24 protein-coding genes and 1 other annotated feature are annotated in these 25,787 nt (G+C 42.2%); of the genes, 18 read left to right on the top strand and 6 right to left on the bottom strand.

What is annotated here, in order from left to right:
* The first annotated feature begins 16 nt into the window (after positions 1-16).
* Positions 17-1,111 carry a tetraprenyl-beta-curcumene synthase family protein gene (locus AC0VZ9_RS22640; RefSeq protein ID WP_475396742.1) on the top strand — a complete coding sequence of 365 codons (1,095 nt, stop codon included), beginning with the start codon at positions 17-19 and terminating at the stop codon, positions 1,109-1,111.
* Between the two features lie 27 nt (positions 1,112-1,138).
* On the opposite strand, the gene mnmM is transcribed toward AC0VZ9_RS22640, so the two are convergent.
* Both mnmM and mnmL read right to left on the bottom strand, forming a co-directional pair.
* Positions 1,139-1,711, bottom strand: coding sequence for a tRNA 5-(aminomethyl)-2-thiouridylate-methyltransferase MnmM (mnmM, locus tag AC0VZ9_RS22635; protein WP_019383011.1), 573 nt, complete (start codon positions 1,709-1,711; stop codon positions 1,139-1,141).
* Positions 1,708-2,676 carry a tRNA modification radical SAM protein MnmL/YtqA gene (gene mnmL / locus AC0VZ9_RS22630; RefSeq protein WP_009333376.1) on the bottom strand — a complete coding sequence of 323 codons (969 nt, stop codon included), beginning with the start codon at positions 2,674-2,676 and terminating at the stop codon, positions 1,708-1,710. The genes mnmM and mnmL overlap by 4 nt, the downstream gene beginning before the upstream one ends.
* A gap of 203 nt (positions 2,677-2,879) precedes the next feature.
* Here mnmL and AC0VZ9_RS22625 point away from each other — a divergent pair, with 203 nt between their 5' ends.
* From AC0VZ9_RS22625 to AC0VZ9_RS22615, 3 genes are all read left to right on the top strand, one after another.
* A complete protein-coding gene (locus tag AC0VZ9_RS22625) occupies positions 2,880-3,143 on the top strand; it encodes a YtzC family protein (protein ID WP_009333375.1) in 264 nt (87 codons plus the stop codon).
* A gap of 14 nt (positions 3,144-3,157) precedes the next feature.
* Entirely contained in the window at positions 3,158-3,340 is a 183-nt protein-coding gene (locus tag AC0VZ9_RS22620) for a hypothetical protein (protein WP_009333374.1), read from the top strand.
* A 263-nt stretch (positions 3,341-3,603) separates the two neighbouring features.
* Complete coding sequence (locus AC0VZ9_RS22615; RefSeq protein WP_019383013.1) at positions 3,604-4,785, top strand: MDR family MFS transporter; 1,182 nt, start codon at positions 3,604-3,606, stop codon at positions 4,783-4,785.
* A 49-nt stretch (positions 4,786-4,834) separates the two neighbouring features.
* Here the strand turns inward: AC0VZ9_RS22615 and AC0VZ9_RS22610 are convergent, their stop codons facing one another.
* The gene (locus tag AC0VZ9_RS22610) at positions 4,835-5,185 is read right to left on the bottom strand and encodes a hypothetical protein (protein ID WP_009333372.1); all 351 of its coding nucleotides are present in this window, start codon (positions 5,183-5,185) and stop codon (positions 4,835-4,837) included.
* Positions 5,186-5,328: 143 nt separating this feature from the next.
* Between AC0VZ9_RS22610 and AC0VZ9_RS22605 the strand changes: the two genes are divergently transcribed.
* From AC0VZ9_RS22605 to AC0VZ9_RS22580, 6 genes are all read left to right on the top strand, one after another.
* On the top strand, positions 5,329-6,690 hold the full coding sequence (locus AC0VZ9_RS22605) for a sigma-54 interaction domain-containing protein (RefSeq protein ID WP_251174706.1): 1,362 nt from the start codon (positions 5,329-5,331) through the stop codon (positions 6,688-6,690).
* Between the two features lie 328 nt (positions 6,691-7,018).
* Positions 7,019-8,338, top strand: a complete 1,320-nt coding sequence (locus AC0VZ9_RS22600; RefSeq protein WP_009333370.1) for a GntP family permease — start codon at positions 7,019-7,021, stop codon at positions 8,336-8,338.
* Between the two features lie 57 nt (positions 8,339-8,395).
* Entirely contained in the window at positions 8,396-9,172 is a 777-nt protein-coding gene (locus AC0VZ9_RS22595) for a 3-hydroxybutyrate dehydrogenase (RefSeq protein WP_009333369.1), read from the top strand.
* Positions 9,173-9,281: 109 nt separating this feature from the next.
* Positions 9,282-9,505: a binding site (T-box leader), on the top strand.
* 308 nt (positions 9,506-9,813) lie between these two features.
* Positions 9,814-12,231, top strand: coding sequence for a leucine--tRNA ligase (gene leuS / locus AC0VZ9_RS22590; RefSeq protein ID WP_251264032.1), 2,418 nt, complete (start codon positions 9,814-9,816; stop codon positions 12,229-12,231).
* A gap of 164 nt (positions 12,232-12,395) precedes the next feature.
* Positions 12,396-12,701 (top strand): rhodanese-like domain-containing protein, encoded by a 306-nt coding sequence (locus AC0VZ9_RS22585; RefSeq protein ID WP_026041816.1) that lies wholly within the window; start codon positions 12,396-12,398, stop codon positions 12,699-12,701.
* Positions 12,702-12,803: 102 nt separating this feature from the next.
* Positions 12,804-12,986, top strand: a complete 183-nt coding sequence (locus AC0VZ9_RS22580) for a sporulation protein Cse60 (RefSeq protein WP_009333366.1) — start codon at positions 12,804-12,806, stop codon at positions 12,984-12,986.
* A 29-nt stretch (positions 12,987-13,015) separates the two neighbouring features.
* Here the strand turns inward: AC0VZ9_RS22580 and AC0VZ9_RS22575 are convergent, their stop codons facing one another.
* Positions 13,016-14,284 (bottom strand): BaiN/RdsA family NAD(P)/FAD-dependent oxidoreductase, encoded by a 1,269-nt coding sequence (locus AC0VZ9_RS22575; protein ID WP_251156441.1) that lies wholly within the window; start codon positions 14,282-14,284, stop codon positions 13,016-13,018.
* Positions 14,285-14,667: 383 nt separating this feature from the next.
* On the opposite strand from AC0VZ9_RS22575, the gene AC0VZ9_RS22570 reads away from it, so the two are divergent.
* A complete protein-coding gene (locus AC0VZ9_RS22570; RefSeq protein ID WP_019383020.1) occupies positions 14,668-16,284 on the top strand; it encodes a putative polysaccharide biosynthesis protein in 1,617 nt (538 codons plus the stop codon).
* 382 nt (positions 16,285-16,666) lie between these two features.
* The gene (locus AC0VZ9_RS22565; protein ID WP_019383022.1) at positions 16,667-17,386 is read left to right on the top strand and encodes a pseudouridine synthase; all 720 of its coding nucleotides are present in this window, start codon (positions 16,667-16,669) and stop codon (positions 17,384-17,386) included.
* 64 nt (positions 17,387-17,450) lie between these two features.
* Here AC0VZ9_RS22565 and AC0VZ9_RS22560 read toward each other — a convergent pair whose 3' ends face one another.
* On the bottom strand, positions 17,451-17,672 hold the full coding sequence (locus tag AC0VZ9_RS22560; RefSeq protein WP_026041817.1) for a DeoR family transcriptional regulator: 222 nt from the start codon (positions 17,670-17,672) through the stop codon (positions 17,451-17,453).
* Positions 17,673-18,129: 457 nt separating this feature from the next.
* Between AC0VZ9_RS22560 and AC0VZ9_RS22555 the strand changes: the two genes are divergently transcribed.
* From AC0VZ9_RS22555 to dat, 5 genes are all read left to right on the top strand, one after another.
* Positions 18,130-19,404, top strand: coding sequence for a M48 family metallopeptidase (locus AC0VZ9_RS22555; RefSeq protein WP_019383023.1), 1,275 nt, complete (start codon positions 18,130-18,132; stop codon positions 19,402-19,404).
* A gap of 108 nt (positions 19,405-19,512) precedes the next feature.
* Positions 19,513-20,229 (top strand): ABC transporter ATP-binding protein, encoded by a 717-nt coding sequence (locus tag AC0VZ9_RS22550; protein ID WP_019383024.1) that lies wholly within the window; start codon positions 19,513-19,515, stop codon positions 20,227-20,229.
* Positions 20,219-21,397: an ABC transporter permease gene (locus AC0VZ9_RS22545; RefSeq protein ID WP_251174708.1), complete on the top strand. Its 1,179-nt coding sequence runs from the start codon at positions 20,219-20,221 to the stop codon at positions 21,395-21,397. Before AC0VZ9_RS22550 ends, AC0VZ9_RS22545 begins: the two co-directional genes overlap by 11 nt.
* Positions 21,398-21,501: 104 nt before the next feature.
* Positions 21,502-22,920: a dipeptidase PepV gene (gene pepV, locus AC0VZ9_RS22540; RefSeq protein ID WP_475396741.1), complete on the top strand. Its 1,419-nt coding sequence runs from the start codon at positions 21,502-21,504 to the stop codon at positions 22,918-22,920.
* A gap of 88 nt (positions 22,921-23,008) precedes the next feature.
* Positions 23,009-23,878: a D-amino-acid transaminase gene (dat, locus tag AC0VZ9_RS22535; RefSeq protein ID WP_252245348.1), complete on the top strand. Its 870-nt coding sequence runs from the start codon at positions 23,009-23,011 to the stop codon at positions 23,876-23,878.
* A gap of 53 nt (positions 23,879-23,931) precedes the next feature.
* Here dat and cysK read toward each other — a convergent pair whose 3' ends face one another.
* Positions 23,932-24,864, bottom strand: a complete 933-nt coding sequence (cysK, locus tag AC0VZ9_RS22530; RefSeq protein WP_019383028.1) for a cysteine synthase A — start codon at positions 24,862-24,864, stop codon at positions 23,932-23,934.
* A 254-nt stretch (positions 24,865-25,118) separates the two neighbouring features.
* Between cysK and thpR the strand changes: the two genes are divergently transcribed.
* A complete protein-coding gene (thpR, locus tag AC0VZ9_RS22525) occupies positions 25,119-25,697 on the top strand; it encodes an RNA 2',3'-cyclic phosphodiesterase (RefSeq protein ID WP_192907790.1) in 579 nt (192 codons plus the stop codon).
* Positions 25,698-25,787 lie beyond the last annotated feature (90 nt).

Below are 25,787 nucleotides of genomic sequence, written 5' to 3'. Positions count from 1 at the left end.
GGAGGTTTATCATGTCATGAGTGTCCCTTCCATGCCAATTAGCTTAATGTCACATGTCTACAGGAAGGTTCTTCCTGCGGTACATAAGGAACTAGCATACTGGAAAAGCAGAGCGGAAGCCATTCCTGATCAGGAGTTAAGAAAGCAGGCTCTTGCCAGCATTGAGCATAAAACCTTCCACTGTGAAGGCGGAGCTATTATGTCATTAATGGCCAAGGAAAAATATGAACAAGCGGTTAAGTTCATCGTCGCATATCAGACAATCAGTGATTATTTGGACAATCTCTGCGATCGGAGCACTTCACTTGATCCCCGGGACTTTGCGGCACTGCACGAGTCAATGGAGGATGCCCTCGATACCGATGCAGCAGAAAAAAATTATTATCGGCTGAGAAATGAACAGGATGATGGAAACTATCTTGCAGATTTGGCAGGAGTCTGCAGGGAAGTGCTGTCCAGTCTGAGGCATTACAGACATATAAAAAGCCATCTGCTTGAATTATGCCGATACTATTGTGATCTGCAAATACATAAGCATGTTGTGGTGGAAGAACGAGTTCCCCGTCTGCAGAACTGGTTTGACCAATATCGGTCTGATATTCCTGAGATGGAATGGTATGAGTTCTCTGCTTGCTCGGGATCTACTTTGGGGATTTTTTGCCTTGTTTCCTACGCACTGAGAGATGATTTTGAAGCGGAGCATGCGGTAAATATACGAAATGGTTATTTTCCATACATCCAGGGTCTCCACATTCTTCTTGATTATCTGATTGATCAGGAAGAGGACAAAGCCGGTGGAGACTTGAATTTTTGCTTTTACTATGAGAACGAAGAAAAACTGTTTTCGAGATTGAAGCATTTTGTTGTCGAAGCAGATAAGCATACTGAAAAGCTGCCTCATAAACATTTCCATAAACTGATTAATCGCGGCTTGCTCGGGGTTTATCTATCCGATGAGAAGGTCCGGAAGCAGCGGAATGTCAGAAGATTAGCCAAAAGCATGATCAGAACAGGCGGCATGGTAAGCTTTTTCTTTTATGTGAACGGCAGAGCTTACCGTACTTTGCAGAAGATGATGCCTGCGGGCTTTTCAGGAGCGATTGAAAAATAATAAAAAGCCTGCATTTTTTGCAGGCTTTTACCGTTTTTCAATAGCTACAATAAACGGCGGGTTATTTTTTTGATTAATAAACTGGTATTGCAATACATGGACGAGGCTTTGATCCAGCTGCCTTACATATCTGAGCAGATAATCACGCTCAACAGCTCCCTCAATATGGCCGTGATAAATCACTAAAAGAATAATCCCCTCCGGAGCCATCAGTTCCAAAAGCTGATCGATGGCAGAAATGGTTGTCTGCGGACGGGTGACAATATCTTTATCACCGCCGGGCAGGTAACCTAAATTAAAAATGGCTGCAGTTATTTTTCCATGATGCACAGGCGGCACATTCTCAAGAATGAATTCATGTCCTGTATGGAAAAGGGTAGCCCTGTCTGACAGGTCATGATCAGCCAGGCGCGTTTTTGTATTCTGGACAGCTTCTTCCTGAATATCGAAACCGTAAACTCTTCCATTATGTCCTACCAGATCCGCCAGAAATACTGTATCATGTCCGTTGCCCAAAGTGGCATCAATAACGATATCTCCAGGTGATACTGCTTTCTCAAGCAGCTGTCTTGCATAAGGTAAGATTCTTTCAAGCTTCATGACAATGCCTCCATTTGGCTTGGATTGTAAAGTTTGCCTTGCCAGCTGTTTCTGCGCTTTAATTCCGCATCAATGCTATTTAGCACTTCCCACTTATTTACGCTCCACATTGGCCCGATCATCAAGTCGATTGGCCCATCTCCTGTTATTCGGTGTACAATCATTTCCGGAGGTAAAATCTCCAGCTGGTCACATACTAAGTTTACATATTCATTAAGTGACAGAAACTCAAGCATGCCTTTTTCAAATTGTTTAACCATCGGGGTTCCTTTTAATAAATGAAGGAGATGAATTTTTATCCCCTGCACATCCAGTTTTGCAACTTCCCGTGCGGTTTCCATCATCATATCCGGTGTTTCAAGCGGAAGGCCATTAATGATGTGGGAACAGATGCGGATGCCATGTTTGCGGAGCTTCTTTACTCCCTCTGCATAGCATTGATAATCATGAGCGCGGTTAATTAAAAGGGCAGTCCGTTCATGCACAGTTTGTAAGCCCAGTTCTACCCAGAGATAAGTTCGCTGATTAAGCTCTGCCAGATATTCGACTACATCATCAGGCAGACAGTCAGGGCGGGTCGCAATAGACAGTCCGACAACTCCGTCCTGCTCAAGCACTCTCTCATACATATCACGAAGCACTTCCACAGGGGCATGAGTATTCGTAAAGGCCTGAAAATAAGCCATGTATTTTCCATCTTTCCATTTATGATGCATTTTTGTTTTTATTGCATTAAATTGTGTTTCCAAATCATCAGCACGGTTCCCGGCAAAGTCTCCCGAACCGGATGCACTGCAGAATGTACATCCCCCATGTGCGACTGTGCCATCACGGTTGGGGCAATCAAAGCCGCCATCGAGTGCCACCTTGAAAACCTTATGGCCAAATTCATTACGCAAATGATAATTCCATGTATGGTACCGTTTATTATCGGATGCATATGGAAAAGGATTTACTTTATCCACAATTATCCCTCCTTTTTCAAAGAGTAATCTATAAGGTAAAAATGAATATGAAGGATTTCATAAAATTAATCTTATCATGACCCAAAACCTTATCCAAGGGGAATTGGCAGGAAATAGAGTGGTAAGAATTACAGAAAAATGAACAAACTAATTATTGAAGCATGCAAGCTTCTAGACCCATTCTTTAAGGAGGGGAACAGATAATGGCAACCCGTGAATCGATGGATACACTCCTGCAGCAGTGTGAGGATGCAATCCGTTTTGCCCAGGAGCAGTTTGAATCAGGCAGGACACAGGAGCATTATAATGATAACGAATACTCCAATGCTCTTCAATCTTTGGAAGCTGCTTATAATGATATAACCCAGATGGCCCATAGCGCCAACTCCCAGCAGCGGGAACAGCTTCACCGAATGAGACTCCAGCTGCAGCAGCTCCAAAATCAGATGATAATACTTCCTCATTAAGGAGTGGTCCACAGATGGTAAAAAAGCGCTCAAAACAAAACAATCCGGAACAAAAGACCCGCAATGGCGCCAATAGCCAGGACGTTGAACTTGGCCGGGATTTTGATGCGGTAAAGCAGTCGAAAAAGAATTATGAGAAGTCAGGCGGCCAGCCTGTAAAATCAAAATTTCACCCTGAGCCGGAACAATCATCATAAATAGAATATGGAAAGCCCCGATTTTTCAAAATCGGGGCTTTATTTTTGTGCCGTTTAACGAACTATTCTCAATAGGTGCATTCCTTAAATATCCACATTCAGTTTCAATTATAAAAGAAGAAGTATTCTGTCTATTAAAATCGAATGAAAACCTATTGCAAGGACAGGAAAAACCAACTAAAATTATTTTGGATTTCGAAATAGTGCCGGGTGGTAATATGCCGGCTGACATAAAAAAAATTTTAAAAAAGGGGCGTAATTTTATGCCGCGGACCTTATGGCTTTTAATAATTGGGATGGCAGTGAATGTAACCGGATCTTCTTTTTTGTGGCCACTTAATACAATCTACATTCATGACCACTTAGGCAAGTCCTTATCGGTTGCCGGCCTGGTTTTGATGGTGAACGCAGCTGCAAGCGTCGCAGGAAATTTAATAGGGGGAAGCCTATATGATAAAATAGGCGGCTATCGTTCGATTCTTCTTGGAATTATCATCACGGTAATGGCGCTTCTCGGTTTGACCTTTTGGCACGGCTGGCCTGCATACGTGGTGTTTCTCACTATTGTCGGATTTGGGTCTGGCATTGTTTTTCCATCTATGTTTGCGATGGCTGGATCTGTGTGGAAGGAAGGCGGCCGCAAAGCTTTCAATGCCATCTATGTGGCTCAGAATGCCGGTGTTGCCATTGGTGCTGCTCTCGGCGGCCTTGTGGCTTCGTACTCTTTTCAGTTGATTTTTCTGGCCAATACTGTCATGTATATCGTTTTTTTACTGATCGCTGTTTTTGGATACAGGGGAATAAATACTGCTTCGGGTCAGCAGACCTCCATCCTTCAGGAAAATCGCATGGTTAAAAATCATACCAAGCTTTATGCACTGCTCATATTATGTGCAGGCTATTTATTGTGCTGGGTCGGATATGTGCAATGGCAATCAACTATTGCTGCTTACACACAGGAATTGAATATTTCGTTAAAGCAATACAGCTTGCTGTGGACTATTAATGGAGCCCTGATTGTATTGGGACAGCCGTTTATCAGTGCTTTGGTAAAATGGTTTAAAACACTTAAGGTTCAGATGGTCGCCGGCATGGTCATATTTATAGGTTCATTTGCTGCTGCAGCAAGTGCCGAGAAATTCTCAGCTTTTATCACAGCCATGGTTATACTGACGATTGGCGAAATGCTAATATGGCCAGCGGTTCCGACCATTGCTAACCAGCTTGCCCCTAAAGGGCGGGAAGGTTTTTACCAGGGAATCGTAAACAGTACTGCTACAGGCGGAAGGATGATCGGGCCTTTACTGGGGGGGATTCTCGTTGACCTTTACGGAATCTCCATGCTGTTTGCTGTATTAATAGTTCTATTTGTTTTTGCCATTCTGACAACTCTTGTGTATGACCGGAAATTGAAGGAGCCTAAAAAATTGGCGCATGTATCATAAGAAAGAAACCTGCAGTTTTGAGCTGCAGGTTTTTTTGAAATTTTAGTTCTTAACCGGCGCCTTCGAAGTAATTTTCTTTTTGCTTAGCGGCAAATACAACTTCATTGAAGAAGCTTTTCAAAATCAGCCATCTCGCTGGATAAGAACTGATAAAATCCTCGAGAACCTCTTCTGAATAAAGAAGCAGGACATCCAGATCTGCCTTCTTTTGCTTCAAATCATACAAAAGGGCATGCGGAATGGTGTAATAGTCATTCAGCTGCCATTGATTTAGTTTCACAGTTAAAATATTATGGTCATCAATATAGGTTTGCAGCGCCTGTTTTTGCGCCTGAGTGCATTCCTGTTTTGATTTGTTTCCAGATTGCCAATTCGGATTAATCAGATAGATGCCTTTCATCTGAAACACCTCCCATATCTGCTAGTACTAATGTTATGGGCAGTAAAAGCCATAAGAATACCCATTGAAGTGAATTTGTTTTCAGAAAAATATGATAAAATAGTATTCATAAATAGTAGATTGACCTAAATGAGGGGATTCAAATGAAAAGTGCATTCTTCGATCTGCCTGTGAAGGTTGTCGAAACCATTGTTGAGAACGCCTTTGGATGGCTTGTAGTTGTGAATAAAGAAGGAACAATTATTTACATTAATAAAAATTATTGTAATTTTCTGGAAACAGAAAGGGAAAAGGCTCTTGGGAAGCATGTGTCCGAGGTGATTGAAAATTCACGTATGCATATAGTGGCAGAATCAGGAAAGGAAGAAATTGCAGATCTGCAATATATAAGAGGCAACTATATGATAGCAAATCGCATCCCCATTTTTTCTGATGGCGAAGTAATTGGCGCTTTCGGGACAGTCTTTTTTAGGGATACAAAGGAATGGATGCAGATGAACAGCCATGTAAAGAGCATGCTGACAAAAATCCAGAGCTTTATCCAGGAAATTGATCCAAGTGTTAAATACAGCCTTGATGATATCCTGGGAAACTCGAGCCAGATTCATAGCCTTAAAGAAAAGGTGAAAATGGTGGCAGCCAGTGATATTTCCGTTTTAATCCGCGGGGAAAGCGGGACTGGAAAAGAACTATTTGCGCACAGCATACATCAGCTCAGCAACAGGAGCCATCAGCCATTTGTGAAAATTAACTGCGGAGCCATTCCGGAACATCTGCTGGAGTCTGAACTGTTTGGCTACGAAGAAGGTGCGTTTACAGGTGCGAAAAAGGGAGGTAAAAAGGGGAAATTCCAGCTTGCTGATGGAGGGACTTTATTTTTGGATGAAATTGGAGATATGCCGCTTAATATGCAGGTGAAGTTATTGCGTGCTCTGCAGGAAGGCGAGATTGAAAGCGTGGGTTCGACTTCTCCGGTTAAAGTAGATGTCCGGATTATCGCTGCAACTAACAGACCGCTCGAAAAAATGATGGAGGAAAAGCGCTTTAGGGAGGATCTATTCTATCGGATTAATGTGGTGCCGTTCATGATTCCTTCTTTGCGCGACAGGATGGAAGATTTATCACTCCTGATCGATAGCTTTATCAAGAAAATAACGAAAAAATCGGGAAAGAGAATAAGTGCAATTGAAGACGAGGTAATAGAAAAGTTTCATCAATATAGCTGGCCCGGCAATATTAGAGAGCTTGAAAATGTAATAGAGGCATCCATTCATTTAACAAGCAATGAAAGTATTACTACAGAATCTTTGCCGGATTACATGAAAGAATCTGCCGTTTATCCCGTTGGAAAAAAGAACTTGAAGGACATTCTGGAAGAAACAGAAAAGCGGATATTGACTCAAAGCTTGAGCAAATATAACCATGATCGATTAGAAGCGGCAAAAGCTCTAGGCATCAGTAAATCTTCTATGTATGAAAAACTAAAGAAATATGGAATTGAATAAAGATAAACAGTCCAGAAATCCGGAATATGTTCCAGAATTCTGGACTGTTTTCATTCTAGTAATTTTATGTACACTTAGTCCTACCCTTAGACGGAATTATCAGAAACTAGTCTATTATATCTGTGGACTTGTTTCCTTTGCATTCCAGAATTCTGGAAAAATGATTCATTAATTGTTCACGATTCCCTTTACCTACAAGCCTTTCATGTTGGCACGACTCTTGCATTATCATTTCTCAGCAAGTTATTTTTCAGTTATTTTTTGCAAGCGTTTTCAGGAGGAGGATGAAAAGTTCTTTTCTTATTTTTAAAACAAAGGGGGAAATGAAATGCTAAGTATGATTGGATTAATAGGCGGGCTTGCCCTGCTGATTTACCTGACTATGCGGGGAATGAACCTGCTGGTTGTCGGACCGCTATCTGCCTTGTTTGTAGCTCTTTTTAGCGGCATGCCATTATTTCCGCAGCTGGCAGGTGAAGGGGAGGCCAATTTGGTCGGGAACTATATGTCCGGCTTTTCAGGGTTTGTAACATCATGGTACCTAATGTTCCTATTGGGTGCAATTTTTGGGAAGGTAATGGAAGACAGCGGCGCGGCCGACAGTGTATCCAAAATGGTAGTGGATAAGCTCGGAATGAAATATGCCGTTCTTGCCATTGTCGCTTCCTGTGCTATTTTAACTTATGGCGGAGTCAGTTTATTCGTAGTTGCTTTCTCTGTATATCCAATGGCATTAAGTTTATTTAAACAGGCAAATCTTCCAAGAAGGTTCATCCCTGCAGCACTTGCCTTTGGATCTGTAACTTTTACGATGACTTCTGCGGGTTCACCGGAAATTCAAAACTGGATCCCGATTGAATTTCTTGGAACGACTCCATATGCAGGCTGGGAAGTCAGCTTAATTGTCGCTGTGTTCATGATGATTTTTGGCTACTGGTGGCTGAAGCGGATGATCACAAAGGCTGTAAACAAAGGAGAAACCTTTGAATCCCGAAAGCAGGATCCTGTAACTGAGAATAAGGAATTACCGCACCCTTTTATGGGGGTTCTCCCATTGGCTGTTGTTTTAATTATCTCATTCGTATTCCATGATTCTCTTGCACAATCTGCACTTATTCTTGCATTACTGGGCGGAGTTATTGCCACATATCTATTGAACAGAAAGTATTTCACAAATTTCTGGAATGCTGTGTCTGATGGTACATTAGGCGCATTAATAGCGATTGGGAATACAGCTGCTGTTGTCGGGTTCGGCGGAGTGGCAAAGGCAGTTCCTGCATTTGCCACAGCAGTAGATTGGATGACAAGCATTCCTGGGAGCCCGCTGATAGGCGGTGCCATAGCAGTAAGTGTTATCGCCGGCATGACCGGTTCAGCTTCAGGCGGGCAGGCCATCGCATTGCCGATTCTGGCCCCGCATTATATGGACATGGGCGTCAATGCAGAAGCCCTGCACAGAACAGTAGCCATTTCATCCGGTGCTCTGGATTCCTTGCCGCATAATGGCTATGTCGTTACCACTGTACGGGCTATCTGCGGGGAATCTCACCAGGCTGCATATGGAGCGGTAGCGGCTGTTACAGTAATCGTTCCGCTGATTGGTTTAGCACTTGCGATTGTATTATTCTCACTCGGTCTAGGAATCTAATTTCGGCAGGGGCTCATAAAATAGAGCCCCGGCTTTGTTTTTGAAAGGAGCTTATTCATGGTACAAAATAAAGTAGTTTTTATAACCGGTGCAGCGCAGGGAATTGGCTATGAAATAGGCAAGAGATTTGCTGAACACGGCTCGAAAATCGTTCTGACAGATATTCAGGAAGAGGCTGTGAAAAAAGCTGCAGAAAATTTGCAGAATGAAGGTTTTGAAGCAATCGGGCTTAAATGTGATGTGACCTTGGAGTCTGATATACAATCGGCCATCAATGAAACTGTCAGTCAATTCGGTGCCTTGGATGTGCTCATTAACAATGCAGGGCTGCAGCATGTTTCCTTTATTGAAGACTTTCCTACTGAAAAATTCGAGTTTCTTATCAAAGTAATGCTGACTGCACCGTTCATGGCCATTAAACATGTCATGCCCGTCATGAAAAAACAAAAGTCCGGCCGTATCCTGAACATGGCATCCATTAACGGTCTTGTTGGATTCGCGGGGAAAGCAGCTTATAACAGTGCCAAGCATGGCGTTATAGGCCTTACTAAAGTCGCAGCATTGGAAGCTGCTGAAGATGGCATTACGGTCAATGCCATATGCCCGGGCTATGTGGATACACCACTCGTAAGAAATCAGCTGAATGACCTTGCTAAAACAAGAAATGTACCTATTGAAAAAGCGCTGGAAGAAGTCATTTATCCCTTAGTGCCGCAAAAGAGGCTGCTGAAGGTAGAAGAGATTGCAGATTATGCTATTTTTTTGGCTGGTGACGGAGCTAAAGGCATTACAGGACAGGCGGCAGTTATCGATGGAGGATATACTGTTCAGTAAATCAGGCACATTTTCTGAAAGATTGCATATTCTAGTTATTAAATTCCTGTCAGGATAAGCCTACTTGCATCCTGGCGGGAAATTTATTACAATAGTCATATTCCTATACTAAAATGCTTAGATAAGGAGCAGTAGTGGTGCAATAGCCCGTTATAGAGAGTTGACGGAAGGTGCAAGTCAGCCGGGCACATCATGAACTCGCCTTGGAGCAGCAAGTGTGAAGTACCAGTAATGCTTGCCGTTTTCCGCGTTAAGGATGAATGAAGCGAGTGACATGTTCACTAATGTGGGTGGTACCGCGGGAGATTTATACATAATCCTCTCGTCCCTTTTTTGGGATGAGAGGTTTTTTATTATATTTTTTAGGCTGTTTCGTAAAGTTGATTGCAGCGGAGGGCACTTGATCCTCGAAAATGCTGACGCATTTTCTTCGTGCGGTGCTCATTCATGGAGGGTTATTCAATGTCCTGCGGGTAGTGAGGAAAGTGAGAGACCCCGCAGGCGAAGCCGGGGAGGCTCTCATCTCTCCCGCGGGTTCGCTAAGTGCCTCGTGCTGAAATCAACGGGCAATATTCATAAGCCCAAAAACGGTTTATAAGAAAAGAGCCTGATTTTATTTTCATTAATAGGAGGAAACAAAAATGAGTTTCAATCATCAGGAGATTGAAAAAAAGTGGCAAGGCTACTGGGAAGAAAATAAAACTTTTAAAACAACTGAAGATAAAGGCAAGCGCAAGTTTTATGCGCTTGATATGTTCCCTTATCCTTCAGGCGCAGGACTTCATGTCGGTCACCCGGAAGGATATACGGCAACAGACATCCTTTCCCGCATGAAGCGCATGCAAGGCTATAATGTTCTTCACCCAATGGGCTGGGATGCATTTGGTTTGCCTGCCGAGCAATATGCCCTTGATACAGGAAACGATCCTGCTGAATTCACAGAAAAGAATATCAACACCTTCCGACGCCAGATTAAGGCTTTAGGTTTTTCATATGACTGGGATCGTGAAGTAAACACAACAGACCCTGAATATTATAAATGGACTCAGTGGATTTTCTTAAAGCTTTATGAAAAAGGGCTTGCATATATCGATGAAGTAGCTGTTAACTGGTGTCCCGCACTTGGAACAGTACTTGCAAATGAAGAGGTCATCGACGGAAAAAGTGAACGAGGAGGCCATCCGGTAGAACGCCGTCCAATGAGACAGTGGATGCTAAAAATTACGGCTTATGCTGATCGCCTGCTTGAAGATCTTGATTTATTGGATTGGCCAGAGAGCCTTAAAGATATGCAGCGAAACTGGATCGGCCGTTCTGAAGGAGCAGAAGTAACGTTCAATATTGAAGGCCATGATGGAACGTTCACTGTTTTCACAACACGACCTGACACATTATATGGTGCAACATATGCTGTTCTTGCTCCAGAACATGCGCTTGTTGAAAAAATCACAGCAGATGGGCAGCGCGAGGCAGTTCAGGCTTACATTGACAAAGTAAAGAGCAAGAGCGATCTCGAGCGGACAGATCTTGCTAAAGAAAAAACAGGTGTCTTCACTGGTGCTTATGCGATTAACCCGGTCAATGGCGAAAAAATGCCAATCTGGATTGCAGATTATGTTTTAGCCAGCTATGGAACTGGGGCCATCATGGCGGTTCCAGCCCATGACGAGCGCGACTATGAGTTCGCCAAGCAATTTGATCTGCCTATTAAAGAAGTCGTTGCCGGCGGAGAAGTTGGAAAAGAAGCATACACTGGCGATGGCGAGCATGTTAACTCAGGTTTCCTTGATGGATTAAATAAAGAGGAAGCGATTGAGAAAATGATCGCATGGCTTGAAGAGAAAGGCATTGGCACTAAGAAGGTTACTTATCGTCTTCGTGACTGGCTATTCAGCCGCCAGCGTTATTGGGGCGAGCCGATTCCAGTGATCCACTGGGAAGATGGCACAATGACTGCCGTGCCGGAAGATCAGCTGCCATTAGTGCTTCCAAAAACAACGGAAATCAAACCATCCGGCACTGGAGAGTCACCATTAGCCAACATCGATGAGTGGGTTAATGTCGTGGATCCTGAAACAGGCAAGAAGGGCCGCAGGGAAACGAACACAATGCCACAATGGGCAGGCAGCTGCTGGTACTATCTTCGCTATATTGATCCGAAAAACAGTGAAGCTCTTGCAGATCCTGAGAAATTAAAAGAATGGCTTCCGGTTGATATTTATATCGGCGGAGCTGAACATGCGGTTCTTCATCTCCTATATGCCCGCTTCTGGCACAAGGTCCTTTATGATGTGGGAATTGTCCATACGAAGGAACCGTTCCAAAAGTTATTTAACCAAGGTATGATTCTTGGGGAAAATAATGAAAAAATGAGTAAATCAAAAGGCAATGTCGTTAATCCGGATGAAATTGTAGCAAGCCATGGTGCTGATACTCTTCGTCTATACGAAATGTTCATGGGGCCTCTTGAAGCTTCCATCGCATGGTCTACAAATGGATTGGATGGTTCAAGAAGATTCCTTGACCGCATCTGGCGTTTGTTTGTGGAAGAGACTGGTGAATTAAGCCAGGGAATTCAGGACATTGAAGAAGGCAGCAGCCTTGAAAAGGTTTACCACCAAACGGTGAAAAAAGTAACTGAGGACTACGAAGGGCTGCGTTTCAACACAGCTATTTCTCAAATGATGGTATTCATCAATGAAGCATATAAAGCAGATGTGCTTCCAAAGACCTTTGCAGAAGGCTTTGTTAAAATGCTTTCACCCATTGCTCCACACATGTCCGAAGAGCTTTGGTCTAAATTAGGCCATGGTGAATCCATTGCTTATGAAGCTTGGCCTGCATATGATGAAGCCAAAATGATAGATGATGAAGTCGAAATCGTTATCCAAATCAACGGTAAAGTTAAAGCAAAGCTTATGGTTCCTGCCGATGCCAAAAAAGACCTATTGGAGCAAATCGCAATGGGAGATGACAAAGTAAAAGAACAAATTGACGGAAAAACCGTCCGTAAAGTCATCGCGGTGCCAGGTAAACTTGTGAATATCGTTGCGAATTAAGTTATATCAGATGAAACCACCTCTATTTGTCAGAGGTGGTTTTTGTATTTGTGTTTTAGAAACGTCCCGTTTATATTTTTCGTCCCATATAGGGTATTATAGAATTGGCAGCATTATTTAATGTTAAGTGCTATTTAAAAGGCTTTCCAGAAAGGGTGTTAGGATTGGACCGTATTGAAGAGATAACAACAGAAGAATTGCAAAAAAAGCTTGAAGAAGGGGAGAAACTTGAGCTTGTCGATGTAAGGGAAGATGAAGAGGTTGCATCCGGCATGATTCCAGGGGCGAGACATATCCGTATGGGCACGATACCTGAGAATCTTGATAAATTTGATAAAGATACGGAGTACATCATTATTTGCCGTTCTGGCAATCGCAGCGGAAACGTATGCCACTATTTGCAGGACCAGGGATATAAAGTCCGCAATATGACCGGGGGCATGCTGAACTGGCAGGGTGAAACAAAATAGAGAAGAGCGGAGCCGCAGCAGGCTTCGTTTTTTTTTATGTTTCGGTTTTAAAAATTCAGAAAATTGTACAAACTGATAAAAAACTAAGAAAGGAAGTTTCCTGTGATTAAGGTAAAGCTATTTGATCATGAACATGAAAAAGACCTGGAAAAGGATATGAATCATTTTCTGGAGAAGATTGAAGAAAAAAAGCTGCTGGATATTAAATATAATGTTGCCGCAGTGCAAGAGGACGAAGATGAACAAATTTATTGTTTCTCTGCCATGGTTATATATAGAGCCTGATGTCTGAGGAGCATCAGGCTCTATCTTTATTATACAATCCTAGCTGAGACTGCTGCGTTTAATCCGGCTAACCTGCCTGTTACAAGTGCGGATGTAATATTATATCCGCCTGTGTAGCCATGGATGTCCAGGATTTCTCCGCAGAAGAAAAGTCCTTCCATCAATTTTGAAGCCATTGTTTGCGGTTCAATTTCTTTGACGGAAACCCCTCCGCCGGTAACAAAGGCTTTATCGAGAGGCAATGTCCCATTTACTTTAAACTGAAAAGATTTGCAGGCTTTAACAAAGCTTCTGATCTTTTCGTTTGAAATCGCAGCTCCCTGTGAGGACGGATCAATTCCGTTCTTCTCAAGAAGAAACAAAAGATATCTTTCAGGAAGCCTCCCTTTTAAGAGATTTTTCATACTTTTCTTTGGATCTTCTTTGATCTTTTTGGACACTTCCTGAAAAAGAGGCTCTTCTTTTGTATCCGGGATTGCGTCCAAATTCATGACCACTTCTTTTAAATTCCACTTCTTCATCGCTTTCACCGCATATTGGCTGCAGCGCAAGACGGCCGGGCCGCTAATGCCAATATGGGTAAAAATCATATCCATCCGATGGGTTATAAGCGCTTTTCCTTTAGGGTTTAAAACACTAAGCGCCACATTCCGGAGCGACAATCCCTGCAGTATTTTTTCTTTAATAAAGTTCTCAGAAGATGTCAGCGGAACCTCGGTTGGGAAAAGCTCTGTAATCGTATGGCCTGCTTTTTCCGCCCATGCATAGCCGTCGCCGGTTGAGCCGGTATGAGGGACTGATTTCCCTCCTACGGCAACCACAACTGAATCTGCTTCATATACATCGCCTGTTTTTAATTCTACCGATTTCACCCTGCCATTTTCATAGTGAACATCCTGGATAGGGCTATTCGTCTTGATATCGACTTTCAGCTCCTTCAGCCTTGAAATCAAGGCATCAACAACAGATTGCGCTTTGTCGGTAACAGGAAACATCCGTCCGTGATCTTCTTCTTTCAGCTTAATTCCTAAATTCTCAAAGAAGCGGATAATATCTTCATTGCTGAAAATGGAGAATGCACTGTACAAAAACCGGCCATTGCCAGGAATATGCTTAATGATCTCGTCCACTGGAAGCCTGTTTGTGACATTGCACCTGCCCCCTCCGGAAATGGCAAGCTTCCTTCCAAGCTTGGTTCCTTTGTCAATCAGCAGTACTTTTGCCTTCTGTTCCGCAGCACCGATTGCTGCCATCAATCCCGAAGGACCCCCGCCTATAACTATTACATCATATTTCATATTTTCACCAACTTATCTTGATTCGCTAAAAAAGCAGTAGCTTCATTATAAATCAAATATCCTATTTCTAAAAATAATGCCCCATAATACGGTATTGCAAGTGGAATTTCCTCTGCAAGAAGAGTACACTACAAATAGTGTGTCTAAAAAGATAGAAAATTGACGAACTTACTGCGAATTGTTTTGGCAATCACAGGCTGTAAAAGCTGCATGCTGCAGGTTTTTAAATAAGAGAGAAAGCTTTGAAAGTCGATAACTGTCTAGCTCCACAAGGAACGCTACGATAGCTTTATCATCGCACGGCTAAAAGCGCTGGCTTTTAGGAGGAGCGCCTACCGGGGGGTGGGCAAAGCGCTTCCGCATTTCATAAAGGAAGGGATTATATGTCATCTAAGCTCTTAAAGGGAACCTTCATCCTTACGCTTGGCACAATTATCTCGAAGGTTCTTGGTTTGTTTTATGTTATTCCTTTTTACCAAATTGTCGGGAAGGAAGGGACAGCCCTTTATTCCTTTTCGTATACACCTTATACAATCTTTATTAGTGTTGCAACAGCGGGAGTTCCGCTTGCTGTTTCAAAATTCATCTCTAAATATAATGCAATAGAGGAATACGCAGTCGGAAGAAAGCTGTTCAAATCAGGCCTGGCGGTCATGACGGCAAGCGGAATCATTTCATTCCTGATCCTATTCTTCCTTGCTCCGGCAGTTGCCGAAATGACCTTGGCAGGAAAAGACGTTGAAGTTAGTGTTAAAGATGTAACAACTGTAATTAGAGCGGTATCATTTGCCCTGATTATTATTCCGTTCATGAGTTTGATAAGAGGGTTCTTTCAGGGACATCAGTCAATGGGTCCTACTGCTGTTTCACAGGTTGTGGAGCAGATTGTCCGCATCCTGTTCGTTCTTGCAGGTGCATATGTCGTTTTAAATGTAATGAAAGGTTCACTGACTGCCGCGATCAGTGTCGCCACCTTTGCTGCCTTTATTGGCGGACTCGGAAGCCTCGGGGTATTATTCTGGTATTGGTATAAACGTAAGCCGCATTTGGATAAAATGCTTGAAGAAGATAAAGGAACCGTTGACATTTCCCTAAAGGAAATTTATAAAGAAATCATTCTTTATGCCGCACCATTTGTATTTGTGGGTCTCGCGAATCCTCTCTTTCAGTTTATCGATCAGATAACATTTACCAGGGCGATGGATGCCATCGGTGAATCGAAAAATGCAGTTGCAGCCTTTTCTGTCCTGAACTTTGAGACGCATAAGCTGGTCATCATTCCTGTCTCGCTTGCCACAGCTTTCTCGCTGACGCTTGTGCCAAGTGTGACGAAAGCATTTATGGAAGAAGATAGGTCAGATTTAAACCGCCAGCTTAACCAGACTTTCCAGGTGCTTCTCTTTCTGACTCTTCCTGCCGTAGCAGGATTGTCCCTGCTTGCCGAGCCGGTTTTCACCCTGTTTTATGAGCATAAGGATTTGGGTACTGAAGTGCTAAGAACTTATGCCCCAGTGGCGATTCTCTTTGCTTATTTTTCGGTAACTGCAGCCATTCTGCAGGGAATCAATGAACAGCGTTTTACAATTTTAAGTTTGCTGACAGGCCTGCTTGTAAAGCTGTCATTGAATATTCCGCTCATAAAACTGTTCGAAACACAGGGAGCCGTATTTGCAACCGCTCTTGGCTATATCGTAGCTATTTTAATTAACCTTTTCGTAATTAAAACATTTGCAAAATATCCTTTCAAGCTTGTCTTAAGACGAGGAATGCTGATTGTATTATTTACTGCATGCATGTACATTGCTGCAGGCGTGGTTTATAAAATCACAACTGCCTTCTTATCGCCGGCATCCAATTTTCAGGCTATCATCATTGTCATCACCTGCGCAGCAGCTGGAGCGGGAGTCTATTTCTACCTAAGCTTCAGAACTAAATTAATCTATCTCCTGTTTGGATCAAGAGTCGATAGAATGCTTAAGAAGTTAAGATTGAAGGCTTAAAATTAGAAGGTCTCCGTGATGGGGGCCTTTTTTAAAAAATGTTTAGGATTTGGTTTTAGATAACAATATACAAAGCACTGAGTTGATTGGAGCGGAGGGTACTTGATCCTCGAAAATGCTGGCGCATTTTCTTCGTACGGTGTTCAGTCGAGGAAGTTTATTCAACGTCCTGCGGGAGCAGTGGGGCAGGTGAGACCCCGCAGGCGCAAAGCGACGAGGAGGCTCACCGCCCGCTCCGCGGAAAGCAAGTGCCCCGTGCTGAAATCAGCGGACAGAATATTTACTTATAACAAGGATAAGAGAACCTTTTTAAAAGGTAAATCTTTAATAACGCGATTTTAATAAAAATCAGATTAATTAGGATTAAAAGGGAGGGGCAGCCATGAGAATTGACAAAATGCTGGCCAATCTGGGCTACGGAAGCCGTAAGGATGTTAAAAAGCTATTAAAGGATGGAGCTGTAACCGTTAATGATGAAAAAGTAAAGGATCCCAAGCACCAGGTCGATCCTGAACAGGATGCTGTCATCATTAATGGCGAAAAGGTTGAATATAAGGAATTCATTTATTTGATGATGAACAAACCGCCAGGCGTCATTTCCGCAACAGAAGACTCTCAATTTGAAACCGTGGTCGACCTGCTCGAAATGGAAGACCTTGTTTTTTCTCCTTTTCCAGTGGGACGCCTGGATAAGGATACAGAAGGGCTTTTGCTGCTGACTAATGACGGCCAGCTGGCACATCGGCTGCTTTCTCCAAAAAAGCATGTTCCTAAAACCTATTTTGCAGTCATAGACAGGGAAGTAACAGCTGATGATGTTGCTGCGTTTAAAAAAGGGGTTATACTAGATGATGGCTATGAAACCAAGCCTGGGGAGCTGGAAATCCTTAAATCCGGCATAACATCCGATATTGAGTTAACCATTACGGAGGGAAAGTTTCATCAGGTGAAAAGAATGTTTGAGGCAGTGGGAAAAAGAGTCATCTATTTGAAGAGAATCTCAATGGGCCCGCTTGAGCTGGATAAAACATTGGAATTGGGTGAATATCGGGAATTGACTGATGAAGAGCTTGATAAGCTGATGAATTATGAAGTGAGATGAGACGGAAAAATCGCCCTGACAGCAGGGCGATTTTTTATTTGTTAGGTTGGTTATGCTTTGAGTGTTAAGATGACATCTTTACTTTCTTTTGAGTTATGGTCCATTTGCCTCTGCTCGGACTCTTAACCAAGTCATTGTAGGCGAGGACATTTAAATCTCTTTGAATGGTGCGAGGAGTAATACCAAATTCCTCTACAAGCTCCTGAGTTGTTACAGTTCCGCGCTTACTTATAAACATGTAGACGGATTTTACACGGTTTAACATCCGGTTAGTTGAAGGTTTCAAAAAACCACTCCCTATCCTTTTTTCAAACCCCATGGCAATTTCCTGCAACCGACAGCTACATTGAAGGATTTTCCTTCAATCGTATGTAGTTTTCTTTTCCCCAGACAACCCCTTTGCATTCTGGTTATTTAGTCAAGATGTCATACCTCTGACTATATTGTAACGCTATTATCTGATTATTTCTACTTTAAGGATACAATTTTACAAAATATTTATAATGCTGCTTGTGTTTTAGTCTTTACATTCCCCTCCTTTTTAATGTATGTTCAATTCCCTAATTATTTGCGATTAAACCTCAATGGGAAAAGGGACTATTACTATACCTTATGGCAGATGGGGCTTGAATTATGTACAGAATATTCAAATAATCGTTCAAGAAAGTTTCTATATCCTAAAATTTGTTTTTTGATTATAATCAATTGGTATATTTAAAAGAGATTGAAAGGAAGAAAGTGTAATGGAAGCTTACTCGCTGAGAGATCGCCTGGTATACCCGAAGGAAAATATTTATTTTGCATTCGTTGCTTTATTTAGTATTTTGTCTTATATTTTTCTCGCATTCTCTATTATTGGCATTGTGATTATTTTAGCATTAATACTTGTATCTCTTCTGTTCCATGGGATTATGATGGGCGGCATCAGAAGAAACGGAGTAAGAATAAGTGAGAAACAATTTCCTGAAATTTATGAAAAAGCAGTATTAACTGCAAAGGAAATGGGTCTGCAAGATTTGCCGGATATATACGTGATTGAGTCTGAAGGTGTCTTAAATGCCTTTGCAACCAGGTTTTTCAGAAGAAATATGGTTGTCTTATATTCTGGTATTTTTGAATTGACTGCTCGTGGAGCTGAAAAGGAAGTGCTGTTTGTCCTGGCCCATGAGTTTGCTCATTTAAAAAGAAAGCATGTTATCATAAGCCTTCTTCTGCTCCCTGCTATGTGGGTTCCATTCCTGGGGAATGCGTACTTAAGAGCATGCGAGTATACATGTGATCGTTATGCTGCCTATTATATAAAGTCGTTTGAAGCATCTAGAGATGCCTTAACTATGCTTGCGATTGGAAAAGAACTTTATCCTAAGGTCAATAAGCATGCATACATGGAGCAGCTCCAAACGGAAACTGGATTTTTTGTATGGCTGAATGAGAAACTTTCCACCCATCCTCACCTGCCGAAAAGAATTTATGCTTTATCAAAAGTTTTTGATGAAGAATCTGCAGTTGAGTTAAAAGAACCAAAGGGCAGGATATGGCTAGGGATAGCAGGAGCGGTCTTAACGCTGACTATTCTTTCCGGCGGACTCTGGGTTGGGTATAAATCACTTAAAAAAATGGATTTGTGGACTGAAACGGTTATGGGCATTGAAGGAGCTACCGCTCTAATGAATGCAGCGAGTGAAAATGATACTGAAATGATCCACATTTTATTGGCTGATGGGGCGGATATTGAGGAAATGGATGCAGATGGCACTACTGCCTTACACTGGGCTGTTTCTTATGGCCAGTATGACAGCGCTGCCCTTCTGCTGGAAAATGGCGCAGAGCCTAATACGGCAGATAACTATCAAACCACTCCTTTAATGAGTGCAGTATTTAATGAGGATACTGAAATGGCCATGCTTCTCCTGGAGTATGGTGCAGATCCCGCTGTGAAAGATGCGGATGGCTACACAGCCTATGATTACGCTGCAGACTTTGAAAATACAGAATTAATGGATATCCTCCAGCCATAATGAAACTGCCCCTTTCGGAGGGGCAGTTTTATTATGGTTTTAAAGAATATATGAAAAAGAGCAAACCTTTTCCAATTATATCCGTATGTATAGTCAGGAGGAGAGTAAATGAACTTATTAAACGTCGATATTGCATCAGCAGGCTATGAAAATGGAAAACCGATCATACATAATATTAATTTTGATGTAATGGCGGGGGAATTGATCGGCCTTATAGGTCCTAACGGGGCAGGAAAAAGCACAACGATTAAAACAATCCTGGGATTATTGGAACATAAAAAGGGGACAGTGAAATTTAAGCAGGGAGTTAAGTATTCCTATATACCTGAACGCCCCATCTTTTATGATGAGCTGACATTGTGGGAACACTTGGATTTTACAGCTGCCGTAGAGGGACTGTCGGAAATACAGTATAAGAAGAGGGCATCAGAGCTCTTGAGGGAGTATAATCTGTCTGAACACGCTCATAAATTTCCCGGCACATATTCAAAGGGGATGCAGCAAAAGGCGATGCTGATTCTTGCGATGATTGCCAAGCCGGATGTCTATATTATTGATGAACCGTTTATTGGACTTGATCCTAATGCTATGAAACTGTTTCTGGAATCAATTGAAAGAGAGAGGCAAAGGGGCGCAGGCATTCTTATGTCCACTCATGTACTGGATACGGCAGAGAAAGTGTGCAGCAGCTTTCTAATTGTGCATGATGGCCAGTTGAAGGCTTCCGGCTCATTAGACGATATCAGGCAGCAATGCGGTCTTTTGGCTGGTTCGCTTTATGATTGCTTTCATCAGATTGCAGAGGGAAATGACAATGAAAAGTAGTTCGCTCTTTTTTGGAAGGTTAATCAATAGCTGGAAGTATCAATTTGGTATTTTCCGTTCCGTTGCAGATTGGACCATCATGGTTTATCTCATTGTTCCCGGTGCAATCATTTTTGGAATGATATATCGCTCCTGGTGGTTGGAAACGCCTGAATGGATTGCAAACTTGCCAATGTTTCTCCTTTTCTTCCTGCTTTATATTTATTCATGGCTGGGTAACTTTCGCCCATTTATACAAGAGGCTGACAAGGTGTTTCTGGTGAAAAATAAGAGCCTCTATTTGGGAATGAGAAAATGGGGAGTTGGCTATTCACTTTTCTTTCAGGCAGTCAGTACAGGCGCGATAATCGCTCTTCTTCTTCCCTTTCTAAAGAACAGTTATTTTTTGCAATGGAGTCAAATCATTGCCCTGCTGACTTTTTTCATTACTCTGAAATGGACGCTTATGACAGTTTCCTATTCTCTGAAAAGGATTGAAGGGAAGTTTAGAAAATATGTAATTGGCTTTCTGCTGTTTGTATTATTGAGCTGGTTCAGCCAGCTCGTTTATTCTCTGTGGAATTTCGGTGCAGACTTTCCAGTTTACATGATTTCGGCAGTGCTGCTTTCCGGCACTTTAACGAGAGTCTCCCAGATGCTGAAAGGGATATCGGCCGTAGACTTTGAAATTTTGCTTGAGCAGGAGGAAAAAACAAAGTATATCAAATGGATATTTATGATGGCTCCTGAAATAGAAAAGCCTGCTATTTCAATGAGGACAAAACCTCTATTATTCAGAAACTCCAGAAGAATCTTTAAGAAGAGAACACCCATTACGGGACTGATAGAATTATTCATAAAGATTTTCATACGGAATCCCTCCTTTATTTTCAGTTATTTTCAAATCATTTCTGTAAGCGCAGCGGGGATTATTGCCATTCCGCCACTATGGATAAAAGTAATTGTGTCGGGTGTCTTTCTTTTCTTGATGTATACATGGCTTTCTATTACTTGGGATAAATCCATCATGTCCCATCCCTTTACAAAAAAATATAGTGAAAAAGATTCCTATTTCACCGCAAAGAATAGAACGGTCATAGCCTTATTCTTCCTCGCCATTTTGATCTTAGGACTGATTGTAAGCGCCTTGACAATCATCTTGGCAAGGTTCGGCATTCTTGGTGCATAATAAAGGTATGCTTTTATTAAACAGTCCCATAAGCAAATTTAAGGCAAAATCGGTTATAATGGGGAAATCATAAATGTTCAAATCAGGATAAGGAGGTAACTTTTATGAACGTATTGGATTGGCAAAAAGAGGTTAATAACAGAAAAGACGCTTTAATTGAAGATACCCAAAAACTTTTAAGAATTAAAAGCCTGCTGGATGAAGAGAATGCAGCAGAAGATGCCCCCCTTGGTGAAGGTGTGAAGGAAGCACTCGATTTCATGCTTGAACTTGGAGAAAAGGATGGATTCACTGTCAAAAATGTCGACAGCCTGGCTGGTCATCTGGAATTTGGCGAGGGTGAAGAAATTGTTGGTGTACTTTGTCATGTCGACGTAGTTCCTGAAGGAGATGGATGGACTAGCGACCCATTTGGTGCAGAAATTCGCGATGGAAAGATTTTTGCCAGAGGGGCGATCGACGACAAAGGCCCAACAATGGCTGCATATTATGCTATGAAAATTGTAAAGGAATTGGAGCTGCCTTTAAGCAAAAGGGTCCGAATGATTATTGGAACAGATGAAGAAAGTGATTGGCGCTGTGTAGAGCATTATTTTAAACACGAAGAAATGCCGGCAATGGGATTTGCCCCTGATGCCGATTTCCCAATCATCTATGCAGAAAAGGGCATCTCTGATTTTGATCTTGTCCAAATCGGCCATACCGAAGAAACAGACAGGGAAGTACTGGCAGAGGTCGTGCATTTCCAGTCAGGAAGAAGATATAACATGGTTCCTGATTTTGCAAAAGCTAGTCTTGTAGTCCATCTTGAACACACTGAAGTGGTGCAAAGGTATATTGATTTCCTCAAAAAGACTGAGCTTGAAGGAAAGTATTACATAGATAACGGCGAACTGATTCTGGAGCTTCAGGGGGTATCGGCTCATGGGATGGAGCCTGATAATGGAAAAAATGCAGGTATTCTGATGGCGTCATTCCTGGCATCCCTTCAGCTGGATGAGAAGGCATGCCATTATTTTCAGTTTGTATCACGATACTTATGTGATGATTCCAGAGGAAGAAAGCTTGGCATCGCCTGTGCGGATGAGATTACCGGTGATTTAACCGTTAATGTAGGAAAACTATCATATACAAAAGAAAATGGCGGCCGTTTAGGCTTTAATGTACGTTATCCCGTCACTAACAATATGGATGATACGAAAAATAGGCTTCAGTCATTGATCGAAGACGAACATTTCAGATTAGAGAATTTCACTGATTCCAAGCCGCATCATGTGGAAGAAGATGACTTTCTTATCCAAACCCTGAAAAAAGTGTATGAACAGCAGACTGGCGAAAAGGCAGAGCTTTTAGCAATTGGCGGGGGCACATATGCACGTTCCTTGAAGTCTGGTGTAGCGTTTGGCCCGCTTTTCCCAGGCAGGGAAGACGTGGCACATCAAAAAGATGAATATGTGTTTATTGAGGATTTAATTAAAGCTGCAGCTATTTATGCACAGGCGATTTATGAACTTGCGAAATAGCTCTAAAACCTGATATGATGGCTGAAAGATTTTACATTAACAGCTAATAGATTAGACAAACAAACCATTTACAGGGAGTGTCAGAGAAATGGAATATGTCATTTTGAACGGTGATTTGATCGAACGCTCTGAAGCGAAAGTAGATATTGAGGACCGCGGCTATCAATTTGGTGATGGCGTCTATGAAGTAATCCGCGTCTATAACGGAAAAATGTTTACGGCAGATGAGCACCTTGAAAGGCTGCTTGAGAGCGGAAGGAAAATAGAGCTCGATATCCCTTATTCTATAGGGCAGCTTAAACAGATGCTTGCAGAGATGATCGAAAGGAATAATCTTGAACTTGGAATAGTATATATGCAATTTTCCAGGGGGACTTCTCCAAGAAATCATGCTTATCCTGGTGCAGACGTTGCACCGGTGCTTACAGCCTATACCCGTGAAACCTCAAGACCTGTTGAGAGCATGAGAAATGGTGTTAAGGCTAGTTTGATTGAAGATATACGCTGGCTGCGCTGTGACATAAAGAGTCTGAACTTGCTTGGCAATATCATGGCAAAGCAAAAAGCAGCACAATCGGGCTGCTTTGAAGCAATTCAGCATCGCGGGGATACGGTGACTGAGGGAAGTTCTTCCAATATAGCGATTGTAAAAGATGGGACACTATATACGCACCCTGCAACAAATCTGATCCTAAATGGCATTACCCGCCGTAAAATCAACGAGATCTGCAGGGAAAATGGAGTAGCACTTGAAGAATCTGCTTTTACAAAGGATGATCTGCTGGACGCGGATGAAGTCTTTATGTCCAGTACATCAGCTGAAATTACTCCGATTATAGAGATTGAAGGAAAGCCGGTTGGTAATGGAAGTCCTGGTCCCATCACAAATAAATTACAGAACCTTTTTGAAGAGGCAATTGAAAAAGAGTGCGGCAGTTTGACGGTTAAAATTAGATAGTTTAAAACGAAAGACCCCAGGAGTAATCCCTGGGGTCTTGTCTTTTAACTTACTTATTCAAACTGAAACAGATCGCTTGAAAGGTATCTTTCTCCAGTATCGCAAACGATGAATACGACAACATCGTCCGGCTTTAGCCTTTTTGCAACCTGGATGGCAGCATAGCAGGCTGCTCCTGAGGATGGACCGACTAATATACCTTCTTCTCTTGCCATTCTGCGCGTTGTATCATATGCTTCTTCATCTTTGATTTGATGGATTTCATCATAAACATCCGTATTGAGAATTACCGGAACAAATCCGGGACTTGTGCCGACAAGCTTGTGTCTGCCAGGCTTTCCGCCTGATAGGACAGGTGAGCCCTTGGGTTCCACAACATGTACTTCCAATCCAGTATAATGCTCTTTCAAAACTTCTCCTGTGCCGGTAATCGTGCCGCCAGTGCCTGCCGTGGCAACAAAGGCAGAGAGTGGTTTGCCGATTTCCTTCATGCCCTCAATAATTTCGACTGCTGTTGAATAGCGGTGTGCATCAGGGTTAGCGCTATTTTCAAATTGCATCGGCACAAAGCTGTTTGGAATTTCCTCAGCCAGCTCATTTGCTTTTTGTATAGCACCGGGCATTTTGTCATCTCCAGGAGTCAGGACAACTTCTGCTCCATATGCTTTCAAAAGGTTGATGCGCTCTGCCGTCATGGTATCAGGCATAACCAGAATGGCCTTATAGCCACGTGCTGCTGCATTCATTGCAAGCCCGATGCCGGTGTTTCCGCTGGTTGGTTCAATAATAGTTGAACCTGGTTTCAATTGGCCTGCTTTCTCAGCTTCGACAATCATATTATAAGCCGCGCGGTCTTTTACACTGCGGCTTGGATTGTAGAATTCAAGCTTTGCATAGATGCTTGCTCCATTTTCAGGGGCGAGCTTATTTAATTTAACAAGTGGAGTATCTCCAATTAAGTCCGCGAGATTGTTAACAACTTTCATCTGACTCTCCCTTTCAAATAAGACTGTAATAACAAGGAAGTTTAATACTTTGTTATTTTATGTCGATTTGTTTAATTTCATCCTAACAAAGGAAATCTATAACTATTCATATCATGTCCATCATACTAAAACAGACTATTCCAATCAAATCAAAAGGAATTGGAAGAATACTTAAAATGAGAGGTCAAACAGAAAGTATCTGCCAATTTTAACTGATGTTTGTTAAAATAAGTGAAAATATGGAGGAATCTCAAGTGTACAAACAATTGAATGCTCATTTTTTCTTTGCGATGAAATTACCGGTTGAAACAAAGAAAAAGTTGAAAGAATACTGTGGGAATTTAAGTCCAAAATTGCCTTTTAGCCGCTGGGTCCATCAAGAGGATTATCATATTACCCTAGCATTTCTAGGGTCTGCACCCCAGGAAAAACTGCAGAAAGCAGCCAAGCTTGCCGCTGACTCAATCAGACACGAAAAAAGATTTCCTCTGCATATCTGCAAACTTGGCGTATTTGGAAAACAAGACGCACCAAGAATTTTCTGGTGTGGAACACAGCAGGACAAACATCTCCAAGATTTAAGATCGAAAGTATATTCAGCATGCCAGGAAGCGGGCTTTGAATTGGAGACAAGGCCATTTAAACCTCATATCACTATGGCAAGAAAATGGGCCGGCACTTTTCCGTTTCAGGAAAACATGCTGGACGCTTACAGTCCATTCAAGGAGGAGCCCCTTGAATTTGAGGCTTCAGAAGTCGTTCTATATCAGACCCATCTGGACAAAACACCGAAATATGAAAGCATTGCCATCTTTCCGCTCGTGGGGGAATAAAATAAATACATACTATTAATGAAAAACAGCTTAGGTGAAATTGCTGCTTTTGAGAGAATATAAAATATTTATCACTGAGTTGATAGGAGC

This window comes from Cytobacillus sp. QJM3NY_8, assembly GCF_056173585.1.
Note: the sequence above shows the minus strand (reverse complement) of the source record. Positions and strands in the feature narration are given on the sequence as shown.